This is a genomic window from Angustibacter speluncae (assembly GCF_054777815.1).
The window spans coordinates 12454-28217 of the sequence record NZ_BAAHAF010000030.1; the positions used below are offsets into that span (position 1 = coordinate 12454).

Genomic DNA, 15764 nt, shown 5'->3' on the forward strand with positions numbered 1-15764 from the left:
GTCGGTCGACCCTGCGGCCCCGAGGGGCGGGTCGGTCGGGTGGGTCGGTCGGGCGGGTCAGTCGGCGAGGTCGTCGAGGTAGGCGAGCCAGGTGACCTGGAACGAGGCCAGCTCGGTGCCCGTCGCGGTCAGGAACGCCTGCTCGACCGCCACCGGCTCCTCGCCCGCGACCCCGTCGGCGGTGAAGGTGCCGACCTGGGCGTGCACGAAGGCGAGCACCGCCTCCTCGCCGAAGGTGCGCGCCATCAGGTCGATCGCGAGCCACGACGAGGAGTACGCCGGCGCGATCGTGCCGTTGCGCGGGTCGAAGTCGGCGTCGGTGGGCAGGGCGGTCGGTCCGGTGCCCGCCGCCACCAGGTCGAGGACGTCGCCCGCCACCTGGCGGCGCGACAGCTCGCGCCCGTCGTAGGCGACGTAGTCGGCGAACCCCTCGCTCACCCACAGCGGCCCCTGCCCGGGACCGCGGGCGCGCACGGCGACGTGCGTCATCTCGTGGGCGAGCACCACGTCGGGTCCGACGTCGCGCAGCCGGGCGAAGCCCGCCGGGTTGACGATGACGCGGTCGGCCGCGGGGCCGGAGGTCTGCCCGACGGCGCCGGTCGTGACCGCCGCGATCTGGTCGAGGCCCACCTCGTCGGGACGGTTCAGCAGCGCGGCCATCTGCGACTGGTCGGCCGGTACCAGCACCACCACGGTGCGCGGCCACTGCTCGCCCCAGACGGCATCGACCTGGCGCGCCGCGCGGTCCGAGCGCGCCACCAGGTCGTCGAGCAGCGCGGGGTCGCCGGTGCCGAGGACGAGCGAGCGCTCGCCGCGGCGCGCGGTGACGTGGCCGAGGTCCCACAGGTCGACGGTGCGGCTGCCGTCGGCGTCGTCGGCGACGAACCACTCCTGGTCGCGCTGGACGAGGGTCAGGTACCGGTCGCGGCGCACGTCGGCGACGTCGGCGCCGGCGATCTGGTAGACGAAGCTGACCCGGGCCACCCACGCGCCCGGCCCCACCTGCGCCGACCGCTCGGGCGCGAGCCCCGGGCCCACGCCGCCGTACTCCATCCGCACCACGCTGAACGGCACCTCGGCGGCGTTGTCGAAGAACGCGGCCTGCCGCTGCGCGAACTCGGTGGCCTGCGGGTCGACGGTGCCGAGCCACGCGTCGCGGTCGCGCGCCAGCAGCGCGCCGGAGCGACGCAGCAGCAGCGCGTCCATCGCGGCGAGCCGCTCCTGCTCGGCGTCGGTGCGCACCGGCGCGGCGGCCGGGTCGGACGACGTGGCCGCGGGCGGCGTCGGGCTGTCGCGGTCGGTGAGGCGATCGGCCACCAGGACGGTGCCGGCCAGCAGCACCCCGACGACCAGCACCCCCGACGCGACGCGACCGGCGCGGCCGCGGCGGCGGGGTGGGTCGGCCCACCGCTGCTGCCCGTCGCCCGGACCGGACGGGCCGTACCGGCCGTGCGGGACGAACGGCTCGGGCCGGTCGGACCCGGGGACGGCTCCGCCGGCGCGCGGGTCACCCGGGTCACCCGGCGCGCGCGGATCCGTCGTCACGGCCCCGATCGTAGGGCGCCGGACGCCCGGCCGGACCGTTCCGGCGCTCGGAGTCCGAGCAGTCGTCCGGGACGTCGTGCGCCGGGCAGCCCGCACCCTCGGCGCGGACGCGGGCGGGCACCAGCCGCAGCGGCGGCACCAGGCCGCCGGCGGCGAGCACGCCGATGGCCCGCTGCTCCGCGGCGTCGAGGTCGGGCGCCTGACCCGGGCGGCCGAGCAGCACGGTGACGACGCAGTCGCCGCACGCCGGGCCGCGCACCCGGCAGGTGTCGCAGTCGATGATCATCGGGTCCTCCTCCCACCCGGCGGTGGCCGGCCGGTCGTCGTCCGAGCCGGGCTCCCGGTCGGTACGTGGACGACGCTAGGGACGCCCACCGACAACGCGGTCGCGTCCGACGTCCGCCCGCGTGGCAGCGGGGCGATGTCGGACCCGCGACGTAGCGTCGCCGCATGACCACCACGACCCCCGGACCGCCCTGGGCGGCAACGGGTCCCGCAGGCGCGACGCCTCGGTCGGGCCGGTGGTCGCAGTCCACGATCGACGACCTCGGCACGCCGCTGCACGAGGTCGTCTTCGTCGTGGTCGACCTCGAGACCACCGGCGGCTCGGCCGCCGAGTGCGGCATCACCGAGATCGGCGCGGTCAAGGTGCGCGGGGGCGAGGTGCTCGGCGAGCTCGCCACCCTCGTCGACCCCGGCCGACCCATCCCGCCCACGATCGCCGCGCTCACCGGCATCACCGACGCGATGGTCGCGACGGCCCCGCCGATCGAGTCGGTGCTGCCGGCGTTCCTCGAGTTCGCCCGCGGCGCGGTGCTGGTCGCGCACAACGCGGGGTTCGACGTGTCGTTCCTCAAGGCCGCCGCCGCCCGGTGCGGGCTGCCGTGGCCGGGCGTCACCGTCCTCGACACCGTGCGGCTCGCCCGGTACGCCCTCGCCCGCGACGAGGTGCGCAACCACAAGCTCAGCACCCTGGCGGCGCACGTCCACGCCCGCGTCGCGCCCACCCACCGCGCGTTCGACGACGCCCGCGCCACGGTCGACGTGCTGCACGCGCTGCTCGCCCGCGTCGGCAACCACGGGGTCACCTCGCTGGAGGACCTCACCACCTTCACCTCGCGGGTGACCCTGGCGCAGCGGCGCAAGCGCCACCTCGCCGAGGCGGTGCCCCACGCCCCCGGGGTCTACGTCTTCCACGGCCCGGGCGACGAGGTGCTCTACGTCGGCACCTCGCGCGACCTGCGCTCCCGCGTGCGCAGCTACTTCACCGCGTCCGAGACCCGCAGCCGCATCGCCGAGATGGTGCAGCTGGCCACCCGGGTCCGACCCATCGTCTGCGCCACCACGCTCGAGGCGCAGGTGCGCGAGCTGCGGCTCATCGCCGAGCACGACCCCCCGTACAACCGGCGCTCCCGCCGGCCCGAGCGGGCGCCGTGGGTCAAGCTCACCGTCGAGCCGTTCCCGCGGCTGTCGATCGTGCGCACGGTGCGCGACGACGTGCACCAGGGCGCCACCTACCTCGGCCCGTTCCGCACCCACGCCGCCGCCGAGCAGGCCGTCGCCGCGCTGCACGAGGCGTTCGCGCTGCGCCGCTGCAGCCCCCGCCTGCCCGCGACGCCCGCCGCCGACGCCCGCGCCTGCGTGCTCGCCGAGATCGGCCGCTGCGGCGCCCCCTGCACCGGCGAGCAGCCGCGCGAGGAGTACGCCGAGCTCGTCGAGCGCGCCCGGGCCGCCATCACCCGCGACGCCGCGCCCCTCGCCGACCACCTGCTGGCGCGCATCCGCACGCTGTCGGAGCAGGAGCGCTTCGAGGACGCCGCCACCGCCCGCGACCGCCTGCGCGCCTTCGTCCGCGGTGCGGTGCGCACCCAGCGGCTCGAGCCGCTGGCCACCACCCCCGAGCTCGTCGCCGCCCGGCGCGACCCGCAGGAGGGCGGCTGGGAGATCGTCGTCGTCCGGCACGGCCGGCTGGCCGGCACCGCCCGCAGCCCCCGCGGCGCCGACCCGATGCCCTACGTCGAGGCGGTGCGGCTCCAGGGCGAGGTCGTGCGCCCCGCCCCCGGGCCCGCACCGGCCGCGCACCCGGAGGAGACCGAGATCGTGCTGCGCTGGCTGGAGCAGCCGGGCGTGCGGCTGGTGCACCTCGAGGGCACCTGGAGCTGCCCGGCCGGGGGCGCCGGGTCGGTGCAGGCGCGCCTGGAGGGGCTGCCCGAGCAGTCCCCCGCCGGCTTCGAGCGGCCGCTCGGTCTGCGCGGCCGCGTCCCCGTGGCCTGAGGTCTCCCCCGGCCTCGCCGCCCGCCCGTCGCTAGGCTGCCCGCGAGCGTCCGGCCGGACGCGCGAGACGTCCGGGAGGCGCCCAGTGATCACCGCGATCGTGCTGATCGAGACCGAGGTCGACACCATCCCGGAGGCGGCCCAGCGCATCGCCGAGATCGAGGCCGTCAGCGAGGTCTACTCGGTCACCGGCGACACCGACCTGGTGGCGATGGTGCGCGTCCGCGAGCACGAGGCCCTCGCCGACGTCATCGCCGACCGCATCAGCAAGGTGCCCGGCGTGATCGGCACCCGCACCTACATCGCGTTCCGCACGTACTCCCGCCACGACCTCGACGCCGCCTTCTCGCTCGGCTTGGAGTAGGAAGGCGACCACGCGGAACCCGGTCCCGGCTCCGGTCGTCCCCGGCGCACCGAGCGAGGGAGCGCAGCGACCGAGCCGAGGTGGGAGGGGGCGACCCTCGGTGGAGCCGGGGCCGCGCGAGCGCCAGCGAGCCGACTAGCCCTGTCTCGTTGCCTCGGCCCAGCTGGTGAGCACCTTCGCGGCGGCGCCGGTGTCGACCGAGGCGGTCGCGCGCTCGAGGGCGACGGCGAACCGGTCGTGCAGGTCGCCGGAGCCCGCGCCGGTGGCCTCGTCGAGCGCGACCAGGCCGGCGGCGGCGTTGAGCACCACGGCGTCGCGCACCGGACCACGCCCGCCGGCGAGCACCTCGCGCACGACCGCGGCGTTGTGGGCGGAGTCGCCGCCCACCAGGTCGGACAGCTCGGAGCGCGGCAGGCCCAGCCGCGCGGGGTCGAGCTCCTGCTCCTGCACCTGCCCGCTGCGCACCCACCAGACCCGCGACGGGCCGGTGGTGGTGAGCTCGTCGAGCCCGTCGTCGCCGCGGAACACCAGCGCGGAGCGGCCGCGCGCGGCCAGGACGCCCGCCATCACCGACGCCATCCGCGGGTCGGCGACGCCGATCGCGCTGGCGACCGGCTGCGCGGGGTTCGTCAGCGGGCCGAGGAAGTTGAACGCCGTCGCCACCGCGAGCCCGGCGCGCACCGCCCCGGCGTGCCGCATGGCGGGGTGGAAGCGCTGCGCGAAGCAGAACGTGATGCCGACCTGCTCGGCCACGCCGGCGACGCGGTCGGTCGGCAGGTCGAGGTCGACGCCGAGCGCCTCCAGGACGTCGGCCGAGCCCGTCGACGACGACGCGGCGCGGTTGCCGTGCTTGACGACCCGCGCACCCGCCCCGGCGACCACCAGCGCGGCCATCGTCGAGATGTTCACCGTGTTGCGGCGGTCGCCGCCGGTCCCCACGACGTCGACGCAGGGACCCTCGACCTCGATGCGGACGGCGTGGGCGAGCATCGCGTCGACCAGCCCGTGCAGCTCCTCGACCGTCTCGCCCTTGGCGCGCAGCGCGACCAGGAACCCGGCGAGCGGGACGGGGTCGGCCTCGCCGGACATCACCCGGTCCATCGCCCAGGCGGTGTCGTCGCGGCCGAGGTCGTGACCGGCGAGCAGGGTCGACAGCACCGACGGCCAGGTGCGCTCGGTGCTCATCGGCGGCCCGTCGGGTGGTGGGGGCGGGTCAGTGCGCGACCGGCGCGCCGGCGAGCCGGCCGCGGACGAGGTCGGCGACGGCGCTCGCGACGGCCAGCGGGTCGAGCGGGTGCGGCACGGCCCCGTCGGCCAGCGACCAGGTGGCGAGCCAGGCGTCCTGCGGCCGCCCGGTGAGGACCAGGACGGGCGGGCAGCGGAAGACCTCGTTCTTCAGCTGGCGGCACAGCCCCATGCCCCCGGACGGCGCGGCCTCGCCGTCGAGCACGAGCAGGTCGAGCCCACCCGCGTCGGCGCGCTCGATCACCGCGTCGTGCGTCGCGCACTCGACCCACTCGACCTCGGGCAGGTCCGACGCCGGGCGCCGACCGACGGCGAGCCGCACCGCTGCGCGGGTGTCGGAGTCGTCGCTGTAGAGCAGCACCCGCACGGGGCGGGCCGGCGTGCTGGCGTCCATCGGGGGTCCTGTCGCTCGTCGCCGCGCGCGGGCGCGGCGGGGTCGGTCGGGTGGCGCCAGCGTAGTGGTTGGAACACCGGCGACGACCGGCGCGTTCCCCGGGGGGTCGGCTGCGCCATCCGGGCGGGGGAAGGCCATACTGGTCGCGTGGCGACCGCGACCTCCGTGCCCCTGGCCCCAGCGCACCCGGCCCTGAGCCGGCCCAACATGGTGTCCGTCGGCACCATCGTGTGGCTGAGCAGCGAGCTGATGTTCTTCGCGGGCCTGTTCGCCATGTACTTCACGATCCGCGCGGTCGAGCCGAACCTGTGGGCGACCGAGCCGGAGCTGCTGAACATCCCGTTCTCGCTGACGAACACGATCATCCTGGTACTGAGCTCGGTCACCTGCCAGTTCGGCGTGTTCGCCGCCGAGCGGCTGCAGCCGGGCCGCACCGGCTCGCTGCTGAACCTGCGCCGCTGGGGCATGCGCGAGTGGTACGTCCTCACCTTCGTGATGGGCGCGGTGTTCGTCTCCGGCCAGGTCTACGAGTACGCCGTGCTGACCTCCGAGGGCCTGACGATCGCGTCCAGCCCGTACGGCTCGGTCTTCTACCTGACCACCGGCTTCCACGGCCTGCACGTCACCGGCGGCCTGATCGCCTTCCTGCTCATCATCGGCCGCAGCTTCGCGGCCAAGAAGTTCGGTCACCACGAGGCCACCAGCGCCGTCGTCACGTCGTACTACTGGCACTTCGTCGACGTGGTGTGGATCGGCCTGTTCCTGGTGATCTACGTGCTGAAGTGACCACCGACACGGTCCCCGGGTCGCGGGCTGCGCATCCGCCACCCGCCCTGGGGCAGAAGACCCGACGACCCCCTGCAGGAACGAGGAGAACGTGAAGGCACTCGCCGCCCGCCGGCGCCATCCGCTCGCGGGAGTGGTCCTGCTCATGCTGGGGCTGCTCGTCACCGGTGGCGCCTACGCCGTGGCCGCGCCCCAGGAGGCGGACGCGTCCACCACGGCGAGCGGTTCGGTCGAGAACGGCGAGAAGCTGTTCCAGGCCAACTGCTCCACCTGCCACGGCCCCGGCGCCCAGGGCGGCGAGGCCGGGCCGAGCCTGATCGGCGTCGGCGCCGCCTCGGTCGACTTCCAGGTGGGCACCGGCCGGATGCCGATGGAGGCCACCGCTCCGCAGGCCCCCGAGAAGGACGTGAAGTTCTCCGAGCAGGACGTCGCCGACCTGTCGGCGTACGTCGCGTCGCTCGGCCCCGGCCCGGCGATCCCGGCCGAGGAGTACCTCGAGGTCGTCGACGACGACGAGCGCCTCGCCGAGGGCAACGAGCTGTTCCGCACCAACTGCGCCATGTGCCACAACGTGGTCGGCGCCGGTGGCGCGCTCACCCGCGGCAAGTACGCCCCGGCGCTCGACGGCGTCACCGAGAAGCACATCTACGAGGCGATGGTCACCGGCCCGCAGTCGATGCCGGTGTTCAACGACGCCAACATCTCCCCCGAGGAGAAGCAGAGCATCATCAGCTACCTCAAGTACGTCGAGGAGCAGCCGTCCCCCGGTGGCCTGTCCCTGGGCTCGCTGGGCCCGGTCTCCGAGGGCCTGTTCGCCTGGCTCGGGCTGCTGATCATCGTCATCGGGTGCACCGTCTGGCTGGGAGCGAAGTCATCGTGAGCGACCTCGAGAAGCACGGCACCGACACGGTCGCGACCCGTGACGCCGCCGGCCTGCCGGAGCGGTTCGAGAACCCGGGCATGCCGCCGCACAAGCACCGCATGGCCGACGTCGACCCGAAGGCGGCCAAGAACGCCGAGCGCCAGGTCGTGGCCCTGTTCACCATCTCGGCCCTGGGCACGCTGTTCGCGATCGTCGCCTACTTCGTCTGGGTGCCGGAGAACACCTTCGCCACCATCCAGATGTCCACCCTCACCGTGGGTCTCGGCATGGCGGTGTCGCTGTTCTTCATCGGCATCGGCATCGTGCACTGGTCCAAGACGCTGATGCCGAGCGCCGAGATCATCGAGGAGCGGCACGAGATCCGCGGCAGCGACGCCGTCCGCGCCGAGGCCGTCGAGATCCTGCGCACCGGCGGCGAGGAGTCCGGGCTCGGCCGCCGCCCGCTGATCCGCAACTCGATGCTCGGCGCGCTCGCGCTGTTCCCGCTGCCCGGGCTGGTGCTGCTGCGCGACCTCGGTCCGCTGCCCGAGGACTCCCTCACCCACACGATGTGGGGCGACCCGCTGGCCACCGGTGGCGAGGAGCGGATGCGCCGGCTGACCCGCGACCCGAGCGGCACCCCGATCCGCGCCGCCGAGGTCACCCAGGGCTCGGTCTTCCACGTCATCCCCGAGGGTCTGAACGACGACGAGCACTTCCTCGAGGAGAAGGCCAAGGCCGCCGTCCTGCTGGTGCGCCTCGACCCCAAGGACGTCACGATCCCCGAGGGTCGTGAGGACTGGCACGTCGACGGGATCTTCGCCTACTCGAAGATCTGCACCCACGTCGGCTGCCCGGTGGCCCTGTACGAGCAGCAGACGCACCACCTGCTGTGCCCCTGCCACCAGTCCACGTTCGACATGACCGACCACTGCAAGGTCATCTTCGGGCCCGCCAAGCGCCCGCTCCCTCAGCTGCCGATCACGGTCGACGACGAGGGCTACCTGGTCGCCCAGCGCGACTTCACCGAACCGACCGGACCCAGCTACTTCGAGCGGGGTGAGTGAGCGTGACCACGACCACCGAGAAGGCCGCGGCGAGCACCGCGGACTTCCTCGACCAGCGCTTCGGGCTCTCGCACGCGGTGAAGTTCGCCGCGCGCAAGGTGTTCCCCGACCACTGGTCCTTCGAGCTCGGCCAGGTGACGCTGTACAGCTTCGTCGTCCTGCTGATCTCCGGCACCTTCCTGACGCTGTGGTTCACGCCCTCGATGGGCTTCACCACCTACGAGGGCGCCTACGCCCCGCTGAACGGGACGCTGATGTCCGAGGCGTACGCCTCGACGCTGCACATCTCGTTCGACATCCGCGGCGGCCTGCTGATGCGCCAGGTGCACCACTGGGCGGCGCTGCTGTTCGTCGCCGGCATGACCGTGCACATGTTCCGCGTCTTCTTCACCGGCGCGTTCCGCAAGCCGCGTGAGCTGAACTGGGCGATCGGCGCGGTCCTCGCGTCGCTGGCGCTGCTGGCCGGCTTCACCGGCTACTCGCTCCCCGACGACATGCTGTCCGGCAACGGCCTGCGCATCATCGACGGCGTCGTGAAGTCGCTGCCGGTGGTCGGCACGTACCTGTCGTTCTTCATCTTCGGCGGCGAGTTCCCGGGCGAGGCGATCATCCCCCGCCTGTTCATCGCCCACGTGCTGCTCATCCCGGGCCTGCTGCTCGCCCTGATCGGCGTACACGTCGGCCTGGTGGTGGTGCACAAGCACACCCAGTTCCCCGGCCCCGGCCGCACCAACACCAACGTCGTCGGCGCCCCGCTGCTGCCGGTCTACGCGGCCAAGGCGGGCGGCTTCTTCTTCATCGTCTTCGGCGTGCTGGTCGCGGTGGCGGCGACGGTCTCGATCAACCCGATCTGGAACTACGGCCCGTACGACCCGTCACCGGTGTCGGCCGGCACGCAGCCGGACTTCTACATCGGGTTCATCGACGGCGGCCTGCGGCTGTTCCCGGGCTTCTTCGAGTTCACCGTCCTGGGCTTCACGTTCTCGCTGAACGTGCTGCTCCCGGCGCTGATCATCCCGGGCATCTTCATCACCGCGATGGTGGCCTACCCGTTCATCGAGCAGTGGGTCACCGGTGACAAGCGCGAGCACCACCTGGCCGACCGACCGCGCAACGCCCCGACCCGCACCGGGCTCGGCGTGATGGCGATCGTGGCGTACTGCATCATGTGGGCCGCGGCGGGCAACGACCTGATCGCCACCCACTTCCACCTGTCGATCAACGACCTGACGTGGTTGTTCCGCATCGGGGTGTTCGTCTTCCCGCCGCTGGCGTTCGTCATCACCCGGCGGATCTGCCTCGGGCTGCAGCGCAAGGACCGCGACCTGGTCCTGCACGGGCACGAGACCGGCCAGGTCGTGCGCACCGCCGACGGCGAGTACTTCGAGGTGCACGCGCCCCTCGACGAGTACGAGCGCTGGACGCTGGTGCAGCACGACTCCTACCGCCCGCTCGAGCTCGACACCCAGGTCGACGAGCACGGGGTGGCGGCGCCCAACGCCAGGGCCGAGCGCACCCGCGCGAAGCTGTCGCGGTTCTTCTTCGAGCAGCGGGTCGAGCCCGTCACGCCGGCCGAGCTGGCCGACGCGCACCACCACGATGACCACGCGGCCCTCGAGGGCGGCCACGAGGCCATCGGGGCGAACGAGCACAACCAGGAGTCGATCAGCCGCTGAGCGGGTCGCCACCTCGCGGAGGGGCCGGCCGGGACGCACGTCCCGGCCGGCCCCTCTCGCGTTCTCCCGTCTCGCTCGCTACACTCAACCAATCGGTTCAGTGTCTATCCCAGGAGTCCTCGTGCCCGCACCCGTCGTCGTGACCCAGCACGTCCCCGCTCCCCCGGCCCGGGTGTACCGCGCCTGGACGGACCCGGACGAGCTGCGGGTGTGGTGGTGGCCGCAGTGGCCCGACACCACCTACGCCGTCGACGTCCGCGTGGGCGGGGCGTACCGGATCCGCTCCGAGGCGGTGGGCATGGGCGTGCACGGCGTCTTCACCGCGCTGGACGAGCCGGACCGGATCGTCCTCACCTGGGTCTGGGAGGACGGCGACGCGCTGTCCGCCGAGGACACCGTCACCGTCGACCTGGCCGCCCACGACGGCGGCACCCTCGTCACCGTCACGCACGACGTCACGTCCGCCGCCGACGCCGACGGCTACCGACAGGGCTGGACCGACGTGATGAACCGCCTGGGAGGGCTCACCTAGGCCGCAGGCGCGAACCAGCCCGTCCGGGTGTGGCTCCGGTCGGTCCCGGCGCGCCGAGCGAGGGAGCGAAGCGACCGAGTCGAGGCGGGAGGGCCCGACCCTCGAAGGAGCCACGCCCGCGCGAGCGCCAGCGAGCCGATCAGCAGAGCCCATCAGGCACAGCAGAAGACGTTTCCCTCGGGGTCGAGCAGGACGACGTGGCCGAGGACGCCCTCGGCGTACCACTCCTCGCGCACCACGGTGGCGCCGGCGTCGACCAGGTCGGCGACCCGCTCGCGCACGGCCCGCTCGTGGCCGGCGGGGTCGTCGCTCCAGTCGGCGTCGCCCAGCACGCGGACGTCGAGGTGGAACCGGTTCTTGGCCGTCGTCGGTTCGCTCACCCGCAGGAAGCCGATGGCCGGCCCCCGACCGTCCGGGTCGACGATCGAGGCGTTGTCAGGGCCGTCGAAGCCGGGTTCGGGCACGTAGCCCAGGGCCCGCGCCCAGAACGCCGCGAGGCGCTGCGGGTCGTTCGCGTCGGCTCCGACGGTCCACCAGGTCGCCATGGCGAAACCGTAGACGCCGGGACCGTCAGTCGGCGGGCGGCAGGTCCTCGGGCGGGCCCTCGGTGAGCAGCGCGTCGCCGGTGGCGGCGTCGAACGGCACCGACTCGTGGGCGTGCACGACCTGCCACCCGTCGTCGCCGCGGCGGCACACCAGCGTCGAGCGCACCCACATGTCCACCCGGTCGCCCGCGGTGAGCGTCCCGGTGACGCGGTAGAAGTACGCGACCCAGCCGAGGTCGCCGTCGGCCTGGGCCTGCACGAGCCGGACCTCGTAGCCCGGCCCCTCCCGGTAGCCCTCGAACCACGCCTGCAGCGACTGCGCGGTGGCGTCCGGGCCGCGGGAGGCGCTCGGCGGCAGCAGCGGGAACGAGAGCACCTGCGGGTGCTGGACGGCGAGCAGCGCCTGTGCGTCGCGGCGGTCGACCGCCGCGGCGCGGTCGTGCACCAGCTGCTCGAGCTCGTGGGCGGTCTCGCGGGACATCACCATCTCCTCCTCGGGTACTCCGACGGAGGGCAGACCGGACGAACCGCCCCGACTCATCGCCGGGAGGGCGCCGGGCTCAGTGCGCGTGCTGGCCGCGGTAGTACTCGTACACCCAGCCGACGAGGCCGACGACGCCGATGCCGACGCCGATGACCGAGACCCACCAGCCGACGGCGGCACCGAGGAAGACCAGCGCACCGGCGGCCGCCAGCGGCAGCGGCCACCACGACCACGGGCTGAAGTGGCCCTGCTCGCCCGCCGCGTCCTCGATGCGGCCCAGCGGGTCGTCCTCCGGGCCGGGGTCGAGCCGGCGCGCGGTGGCCTGCAGGTAGGCGGCGATCATCGCCGCGAGACCGGTCACCAGCGCCAGCCCGGCGGCGCCCACCCACTCGACCTCGCCGGTGAGCAGGACGCTCAGCCAGGTGTAGGCCACCGCGGAGAGCGCGAAGAAGCCCGCCAGGATCCAGAACAGCAGGATCGAGACCCTCACGTGGTGCCTCCCAGGTCGGCGTCGCCGTAGACCTCGCGCAGGCCGCCCTTGTCGTCGCCGCCGGCCGCCACGAGGTCCTTGGCCGCCACCTCCGGGTGGTGCAGGTCGAAGGCCGGGCGCTCGGAGCGGATGCGCGGGATGGTGGTGAAGTTGTGCCGCGGCGGCGGGCAGCTGGTGGCCCACTCCAGGGAGCCGCCCTGGCCCCACGGGTCGTCGACGAGCACCTTGGGCGCGGTGCGCCAGGTCTTCCAGATGTTCCAGGCGAACGGGAGCATCGACGCGCCCAGCAGGAACGAGGCGGCGGTCGAGATCTGGTTCATCAGCTGGAAGCCGTCGGACACCAGGTAGTCCGGGTACCGGCGCGGCATGCCGAGCACCCCGAGCCAGTGCTGGATCAAGAAGGTGCCGTGGAAGCCCAGGAACAGCATCCAGAAGTGCACCTTGCCCAGCTTCTCGTCGAGCATCGTCCCGGTGAACTTCGGCCACCAGAAGTAGAAGCCGGCGAACATCGCGAACACCACGGTGCCGAAGACCACGTAGTGGAAGTGCGCCACCACGAAGTAGCTGTCGGACAGGTGGAAGTCGAGCGGGGGCACCGACAGGATGACGCCGGTCAGGCCGCCGAAGACGAAGGTCGCCAGGAAGCCGAGCGACCACAGCATCGGTGTCTCGAAGGTGATCGAACCCTTCCACATCGTGCCGATCCAGTTGAAGATCTTCACGCCCGTCGGCACCGCGATGAGCATCGTCATGAAGGCGAAGAACGGCAGCAGCACCGCACCGGTGACGTACATGTGGTGGGCCCAGACGGTCACCGACAGCGCGGCGATCGCGATCGTCGCGAACACCAGCGACTTGTAGCCGAAGATCGGCTTGCGGCTGAACACCGGGAAGATCTCGGAGACGATGCCGAAGAACGGCAGCGCGATGATGTAGACCTCGGGGTGCCCGAAGAACCAGAACAGGTGCTGCCACAGGATGGCGCCGCCGTTGTCGGCCTCGAACACCTGCGCGCCCAGCCGGCGGTCGGCGCCCAGCGCGAGCAGCGCCGCGGCCAGCGGCGGGAACGCGATCAGCACCAGCAGCGACGTGATGAGCACGTTCCAGGTGAAGATCGGCATCCGGAACATCGTCATGCCGGGCGCGCGCATGCACAGGATCGTGGTGATGAAGTTGACGGCGCCGAGGATGGTGCCGAAACCACCGAGCGCCAGGCCGAACACCCACAGGTCGGCGCCCGCCCCCGGCGAGTAGATCTGGTTCGACAGCGGCGCGTACGCGAACCACCCGAAGCTGGCGGCGCCGGACGGCAGGAAGAAGCCGAACGAGGCGATCAGCCCGCCGAACAGGTAGAGCCAGTAGGCGAACATGTTGAGCCGCGGGAACGCGACGTCGGGCGCGCCGATCTGCAGCGGCATGATCGCGTTGGCGAAACCGGCGAACAGCGGTGTCGCGAACAGCAGCAGCATGATCGTGCCGTGCATCGTGAAGAGCATGTTGTACTGCTCCTTCGACTGCACGACCTGGATCCCCGGGGCCCACAGCTCGGCCCGGATCACCAGCGCCATGACGCCGGCGAGCAGGAAGAAGCCGAACGAGGAGACCAGGTAGAGGTTCCCGATCACCTTGTGGTCGGTCGAGGTGACCCACTTGACCACGGCGTTGCCCGCGCGCTCCTTGCGCGGCGTGGTGAGCCGCGTCGGCGTCGTCGGGGCGGCGGTGTACTCGTAGGTGGCCATCAGCTGCCGTCCTCGCTCAGCTCGCGCTCGAAGTTGTCCGACCGTCCCAGCTCGACCTCGAGGGCACCGGTCTGGCCGCGCTCCTCGAGGAGGGCCATCTGCTCGTCGTACTCCTCCTGCGAGACCACCTCGACCTGGAACAGCATCTCGGAGTGGTACTCGCCGCAGAGCTCGGCGCACTTGCCCGCGTAGGTGCCCTCGACCTGCGGGGTGAACTCGTAGACGTTGTGCCGGCCCGGGATCATGTCCTCCTTGTAGAGGAACGCCGGCACCCAGAACGAGTGGATCACGTCGCGCGACTCGAGCTCGAGGCGCACCTTCTGCCCGACGGGCAGGTACATCGTCGGCAGGTCCTCCTGGACCGCGCTGCCGACGTCGCCGACCTGCTCGCTGGTCTCGTAGACGTCCTGGTCGAGGTAGTTGAAGTCCCACGCCCAGCGCTTGCCGACGACCTGGATGGTCTCGTCGACGGGCTGGTCCTGCTCGATGATGATGTTCTGGTCGCGCGCGGTGAAGAAGAACAGCACGCCCACCATGAACAGCGGGATGATCGTGTACATCATCTCGATCGGCAGGTGGTACCTCATCTGCACCGGCAGGCCGGTCTCGTGCTTGCGCCGGCGGTAGGCCGCCATCGCCCAGATCATCAGGCCCCAGGTGACCGCGCCCACGACCAGCGCCGCGATCCAGGACCCGTTCCACAGGTGGATGATCCGGCCGGTGTGGTCGGTGGTCTCCGGGGTGCTCGGCAGGAAGCCGGTGCTGAGCTGCTCGGCGGAGCAGCCGGCGGTGGCGAGCGCGACGAGCACGCCGGCGGCGGCGAGTCGGATCGCCCGCGCGGGGCGGGTCGGGGTTCGGTCGTCCGGGTGCACTGCGGCCTTCCCTGCGCTTTCCGCCACTCGCGCGACCCCCTGCTGCGGGCAGCGGGACGGCACGGCGACGACGACTCCGTGGACGCTCCGAACCCTACCGCGCCCGCGCCCGCCGGGCCGGGCGGGGGCGGGCTACGGTTCCGGCGTGGCGGACGTGGCGGGCGGCACCCCCGAGGGGGCCGGGCACCTTGCGTCGCGGGCCTTCTGGGACGCCGCCCAGGTGGCGCCGGTGCGGCCCGGGGCGCGCGAGGCCCTGCTCGCCGCGCTGGACGAGGGCTGGGCCGATCCCGACCGCCTGCACCGGGAGGGACGCCGCGCCCGGCTGCTGCTCGACGGTGCCCGCGAGTCGGTGGCGGCCTCGGTGGGCGCACGCACCGAGGAGGTGGCCCTCACCGGTTCGCACGCCGCCGCCGTCCACGCCGCGCTGCTCGGCGTCCTGGCCGGTCGCTCCCGCACCGGCGCCGGGGTCGTCCACTCGGTGGTCGAGCACTCCGCCGTGCTCTCCTGCGCCGGCTGGCACGCGTCCCGCTCGCAGGTGCCCGCCGTCGCCGCGGCGGTCGACGCCCGGGGGCGGGTCGACGTCGACGCGTTCACCGCCGCCGTCCGCGCGCCGGGGGTCGCCGTGGCCGCGCTGCAGTCGGCCAACGGCGAGGTCGGCACCCGGCAGCCGGTCGACGACGTCCTCGCCGTGTGCCGCGACGCGGGCGTGCCGCTCGGGGTCGACGCGGCCGCCGCGCTCGGCACCGAGCCGCTGCCCGGCTACGACCTGCTCGCCGACGACGTCCGGGTCTTCGGCGCCCCGCCCGGCACGAGGGTGCTGGTGGTGCGCAGCGCCGTGCGGTGGCGCTCCCCGTCCCCGCCCGACCCGTCGGTGCCGGCCGACCGGCCC

At 73.1% G+C, this 15764-nt stretch carries 17 protein-coding genes; 8 read left to right on the forward strand and 9 right to left on the reverse strand.

The genetic code is table 11. From position 1 onward, the window contains the following. Nucleotides 1-57: 57 nt before the first annotated feature. Both ACYVKY_RS03245 and ACYVKY_RS03250 read right to left on the reverse strand, forming a co-directional pair. The gene (locus tag ACYVKY_RS03245) at nucleotides 58-1545 is read right to left on the reverse strand and encodes a hypothetical protein (protein ID WP_460433556.1); all 1488 of its coding nucleotides are present in this window, start codon (nucleotides 1543-1545) and stop codon (nucleotides 58-60) included. After that, on the reverse strand, nucleotides 1517-1831 hold the full coding sequence (locus tag ACYVKY_RS03250) for a hypothetical protein (protein ID WP_460433557.1): 315 nt from the start codon (nucleotides 1829-1831) through the stop codon (nucleotides 1517-1519). Before ACYVKY_RS03250 ends, ACYVKY_RS03245 begins: the two co-directional genes overlap by 29 nt. A 164-nt stretch (nucleotides 1832-1995) precedes the next feature. On the opposite strand from ACYVKY_RS03250, the gene ACYVKY_RS03255 reads away from it, so the two are divergent. Then, nucleotides 1996-3819 (forward strand): DEDD exonuclease domain-containing protein, encoded by a 1824-nt coding sequence (locus ACYVKY_RS03255; RefSeq protein ID WP_460433558.1) that lies wholly within the window; start codon nucleotides 1996-1998, stop codon nucleotides 3817-3819. An 85-nt stretch (nucleotides 3820-3904) separates the two neighbouring features. After that, nucleotides 3905-4183: an Lrp/AsnC family transcriptional regulator gene (locus ACYVKY_RS03260; RefSeq protein ID WP_460433559.1), complete on the forward strand. Its 279-nt coding sequence runs from the start codon at nucleotides 3905-3907 to the stop codon at nucleotides 4181-4183. Nucleotides 4184-4318: 135 nt separating this feature from the next. On the opposite strand, the gene trpD is transcribed toward ACYVKY_RS03260, so the two are convergent. Together trpD and ACYVKY_RS03270 are read right to left on the reverse strand one after the other, a co-directional pair. Continuing rightward, the gene (trpD, locus tag ACYVKY_RS03265; protein ID WP_460433560.1) at nucleotides 4319-5368 is read right to left on the reverse strand and encodes an anthranilate phosphoribosyltransferase; all 1050 of its coding nucleotides are present in this window, start codon (nucleotides 5366-5368) and stop codon (nucleotides 4319-4321) included. A 28-nt stretch (nucleotides 5369-5396) separates the two neighbouring features. After that, nucleotides 5397-5822 carry a hypothetical protein gene (locus ACYVKY_RS03270; RefSeq protein ID WP_460433561.1) on the reverse strand — a complete coding sequence of 142 codons (426 nt, stop codon included), beginning with the start codon at nucleotides 5820-5822 and terminating at the stop codon, nucleotides 5397-5399. Between the two features lie 147 nt (nucleotides 5823-5969). On the opposite strand from ACYVKY_RS03270, the gene ctaE reads away from it, so the two are divergent. The 5 genes from ctaE (at nucleotide 5970) to ACYVKY_RS03295 (ending at nucleotide 10745) form a co-directional block, all read left to right on the forward strand. Beyond that, entirely contained in the window at nucleotides 5970-6608 is a 639-nt protein-coding gene (ctaE, locus tag ACYVKY_RS03275; RefSeq protein ID WP_460433562.1) for a cytochrome c oxidase subunit 3, read from the forward strand. Nucleotides 6609-6699: 91 nt separating this feature from the next. Next, a complete protein-coding gene (gene qcrC, locus ACYVKY_RS03280) occupies nucleotides 6700-7488 on the forward strand; it encodes a cytochrome bc1 complex diheme cytochrome c subunit (protein WP_460433563.1) in 789 nt (262 codons plus the stop codon). Then, nucleotides 7485-8537, forward strand: a complete 1053-nt coding sequence (gene qcrA / locus ACYVKY_RS03285; RefSeq protein WP_460433564.1) for a ubiquinol-cytochrome c reductase iron-sulfur subunit — start codon at nucleotides 7485-7487, stop codon at nucleotides 8535-8537. Before qcrC ends, qcrA begins: the two co-directional genes overlap by 4 nt. Then, on the forward strand, nucleotides 8534-10213 hold the full coding sequence (gene qcrB / locus ACYVKY_RS03290) for a cytochrome b (RefSeq protein ID WP_460433565.1): 1680 nt from the start codon (nucleotides 8534-8536) through the stop codon (nucleotides 10211-10213). The genes qcrA and qcrB overlap by 4 nt, the downstream gene beginning before the upstream one ends. A 121-nt stretch (nucleotides 10214-10334) precedes the next feature. Continuing rightward, nucleotides 10335-10745 (forward strand): SRPBCC family protein, encoded by a 411-nt coding sequence (locus ACYVKY_RS03295; RefSeq protein WP_460433566.1) that lies wholly within the window; start codon nucleotides 10335-10337, stop codon nucleotides 10743-10745. A gap of 152 nt (nucleotides 10746-10897) precedes the next feature. Here ACYVKY_RS03295 and ACYVKY_RS03300 read toward each other — a convergent pair whose 3' ends face one another. The 5 genes from ACYVKY_RS03300 to ctaC form a co-directional block, all read right to left on the reverse strand. Beyond that, nucleotides 10898-11290 (reverse strand): VOC family protein, encoded by a 393-nt coding sequence (locus ACYVKY_RS03300; protein WP_460433567.1) that lies wholly within the window; start codon nucleotides 11288-11290, stop codon nucleotides 10898-10900. A gap of 25 nt (nucleotides 11291-11315) precedes the next feature. Then, on the reverse strand, nucleotides 11316-11771 hold the full coding sequence (locus ACYVKY_RS03305; protein WP_460433568.1) for a YybH family protein: 456 nt from the start codon (nucleotides 11769-11771) through the stop codon (nucleotides 11316-11318). Nucleotides 11772-11850: 79 nt separating this feature from the next. After that, entirely contained in the window at nucleotides 11851-12264 is a 414-nt protein-coding gene (locus ACYVKY_RS03310) for a cytochrome c oxidase subunit 4 (RefSeq protein WP_460433569.1), read from the reverse strand. Next, a complete protein-coding gene (ctaD, locus tag ACYVKY_RS03315; protein WP_460433570.1) occupies nucleotides 12261-14003 on the reverse strand; it encodes a cytochrome c oxidase subunit I in 1743 nt (580 codons plus the stop codon). Before ctaD ends, ACYVKY_RS03310 begins: the two co-directional genes overlap by 4 nt. Continuing rightward, the gene (gene ctaC / locus ACYVKY_RS03320) at nucleotides 14003-14875 is read right to left on the reverse strand and encodes a cytochrome c oxidase subunit II (protein WP_460433571.1); all 873 of its coding nucleotides are present in this window, start codon (nucleotides 14873-14875) and stop codon (nucleotides 14003-14005) included. The genes ctaD and ctaC overlap by 1 nt, the downstream gene beginning before the upstream one ends. Nucleotides 14876-15020: 145 nt before the next feature. Here ctaC and ACYVKY_RS03325 point away from each other — a divergent pair. Continuing rightward, a partial coding sequence (locus ACYVKY_RS03325) for an aminotransferase class V-fold PLP-dependent enzyme (protein ID WP_460433572.1) occupies nucleotides 15021-15764 on the forward strand: 744 nt, incomplete at its 3' end.

Excerpts from the sequence above, each read along its gene's own strand:
- ACYVKY_RS03250 (WP_460433557.1), bottom strand. The coding sequence starts at position 1,831 with ATGATCATCGACTGCGACACCTGCCGGGTGCGCGGCCCGGCGTGCGGC.
- ACYVKY_RS03255 (WP_460433558.1), top strand. The coding sequence starts at position 1,996 with ATGACCACCACGACCCCCGGACCGCCCTGGGCGGCAACGGGTCCCGCA.
- trpD (WP_460433560.1), bottom strand. The coding sequence starts at position 5,368 with ATGAGCACCGAGCGCACCTGGCCGTCGGTGCTGTCGACCCTGCTCGCC.
- ACYVKY_RS03270 (WP_460433561.1), bottom strand. The coding sequence starts at position 5,822 with ATGGACGCCAGCACGCCGGCCCGCCCCGTGCGGGTGCTGCTCTACAGC.
- ACYVKY_RS03300 (WP_460433567.1), bottom strand. The coding sequence starts at position 11,290 with ATGGCGACCTGGTGGACCGTCGGAGCCGACGCGAACGACCCGCAGCGC.
- ACYVKY_RS03305 (WP_460433568.1), bottom strand. The coding sequence starts at position 11,771 with ATGTCCCGCGAGACCGCCCACGAGCTCGAGCAGCTGGTGCACGACCGC.
- ctaD (WP_460433570.1), bottom strand. The coding sequence starts at position 14,003 with ATGGCCACCTACGAGTACACCGCCGCCCCGACGACGCCGACGCGGCTC.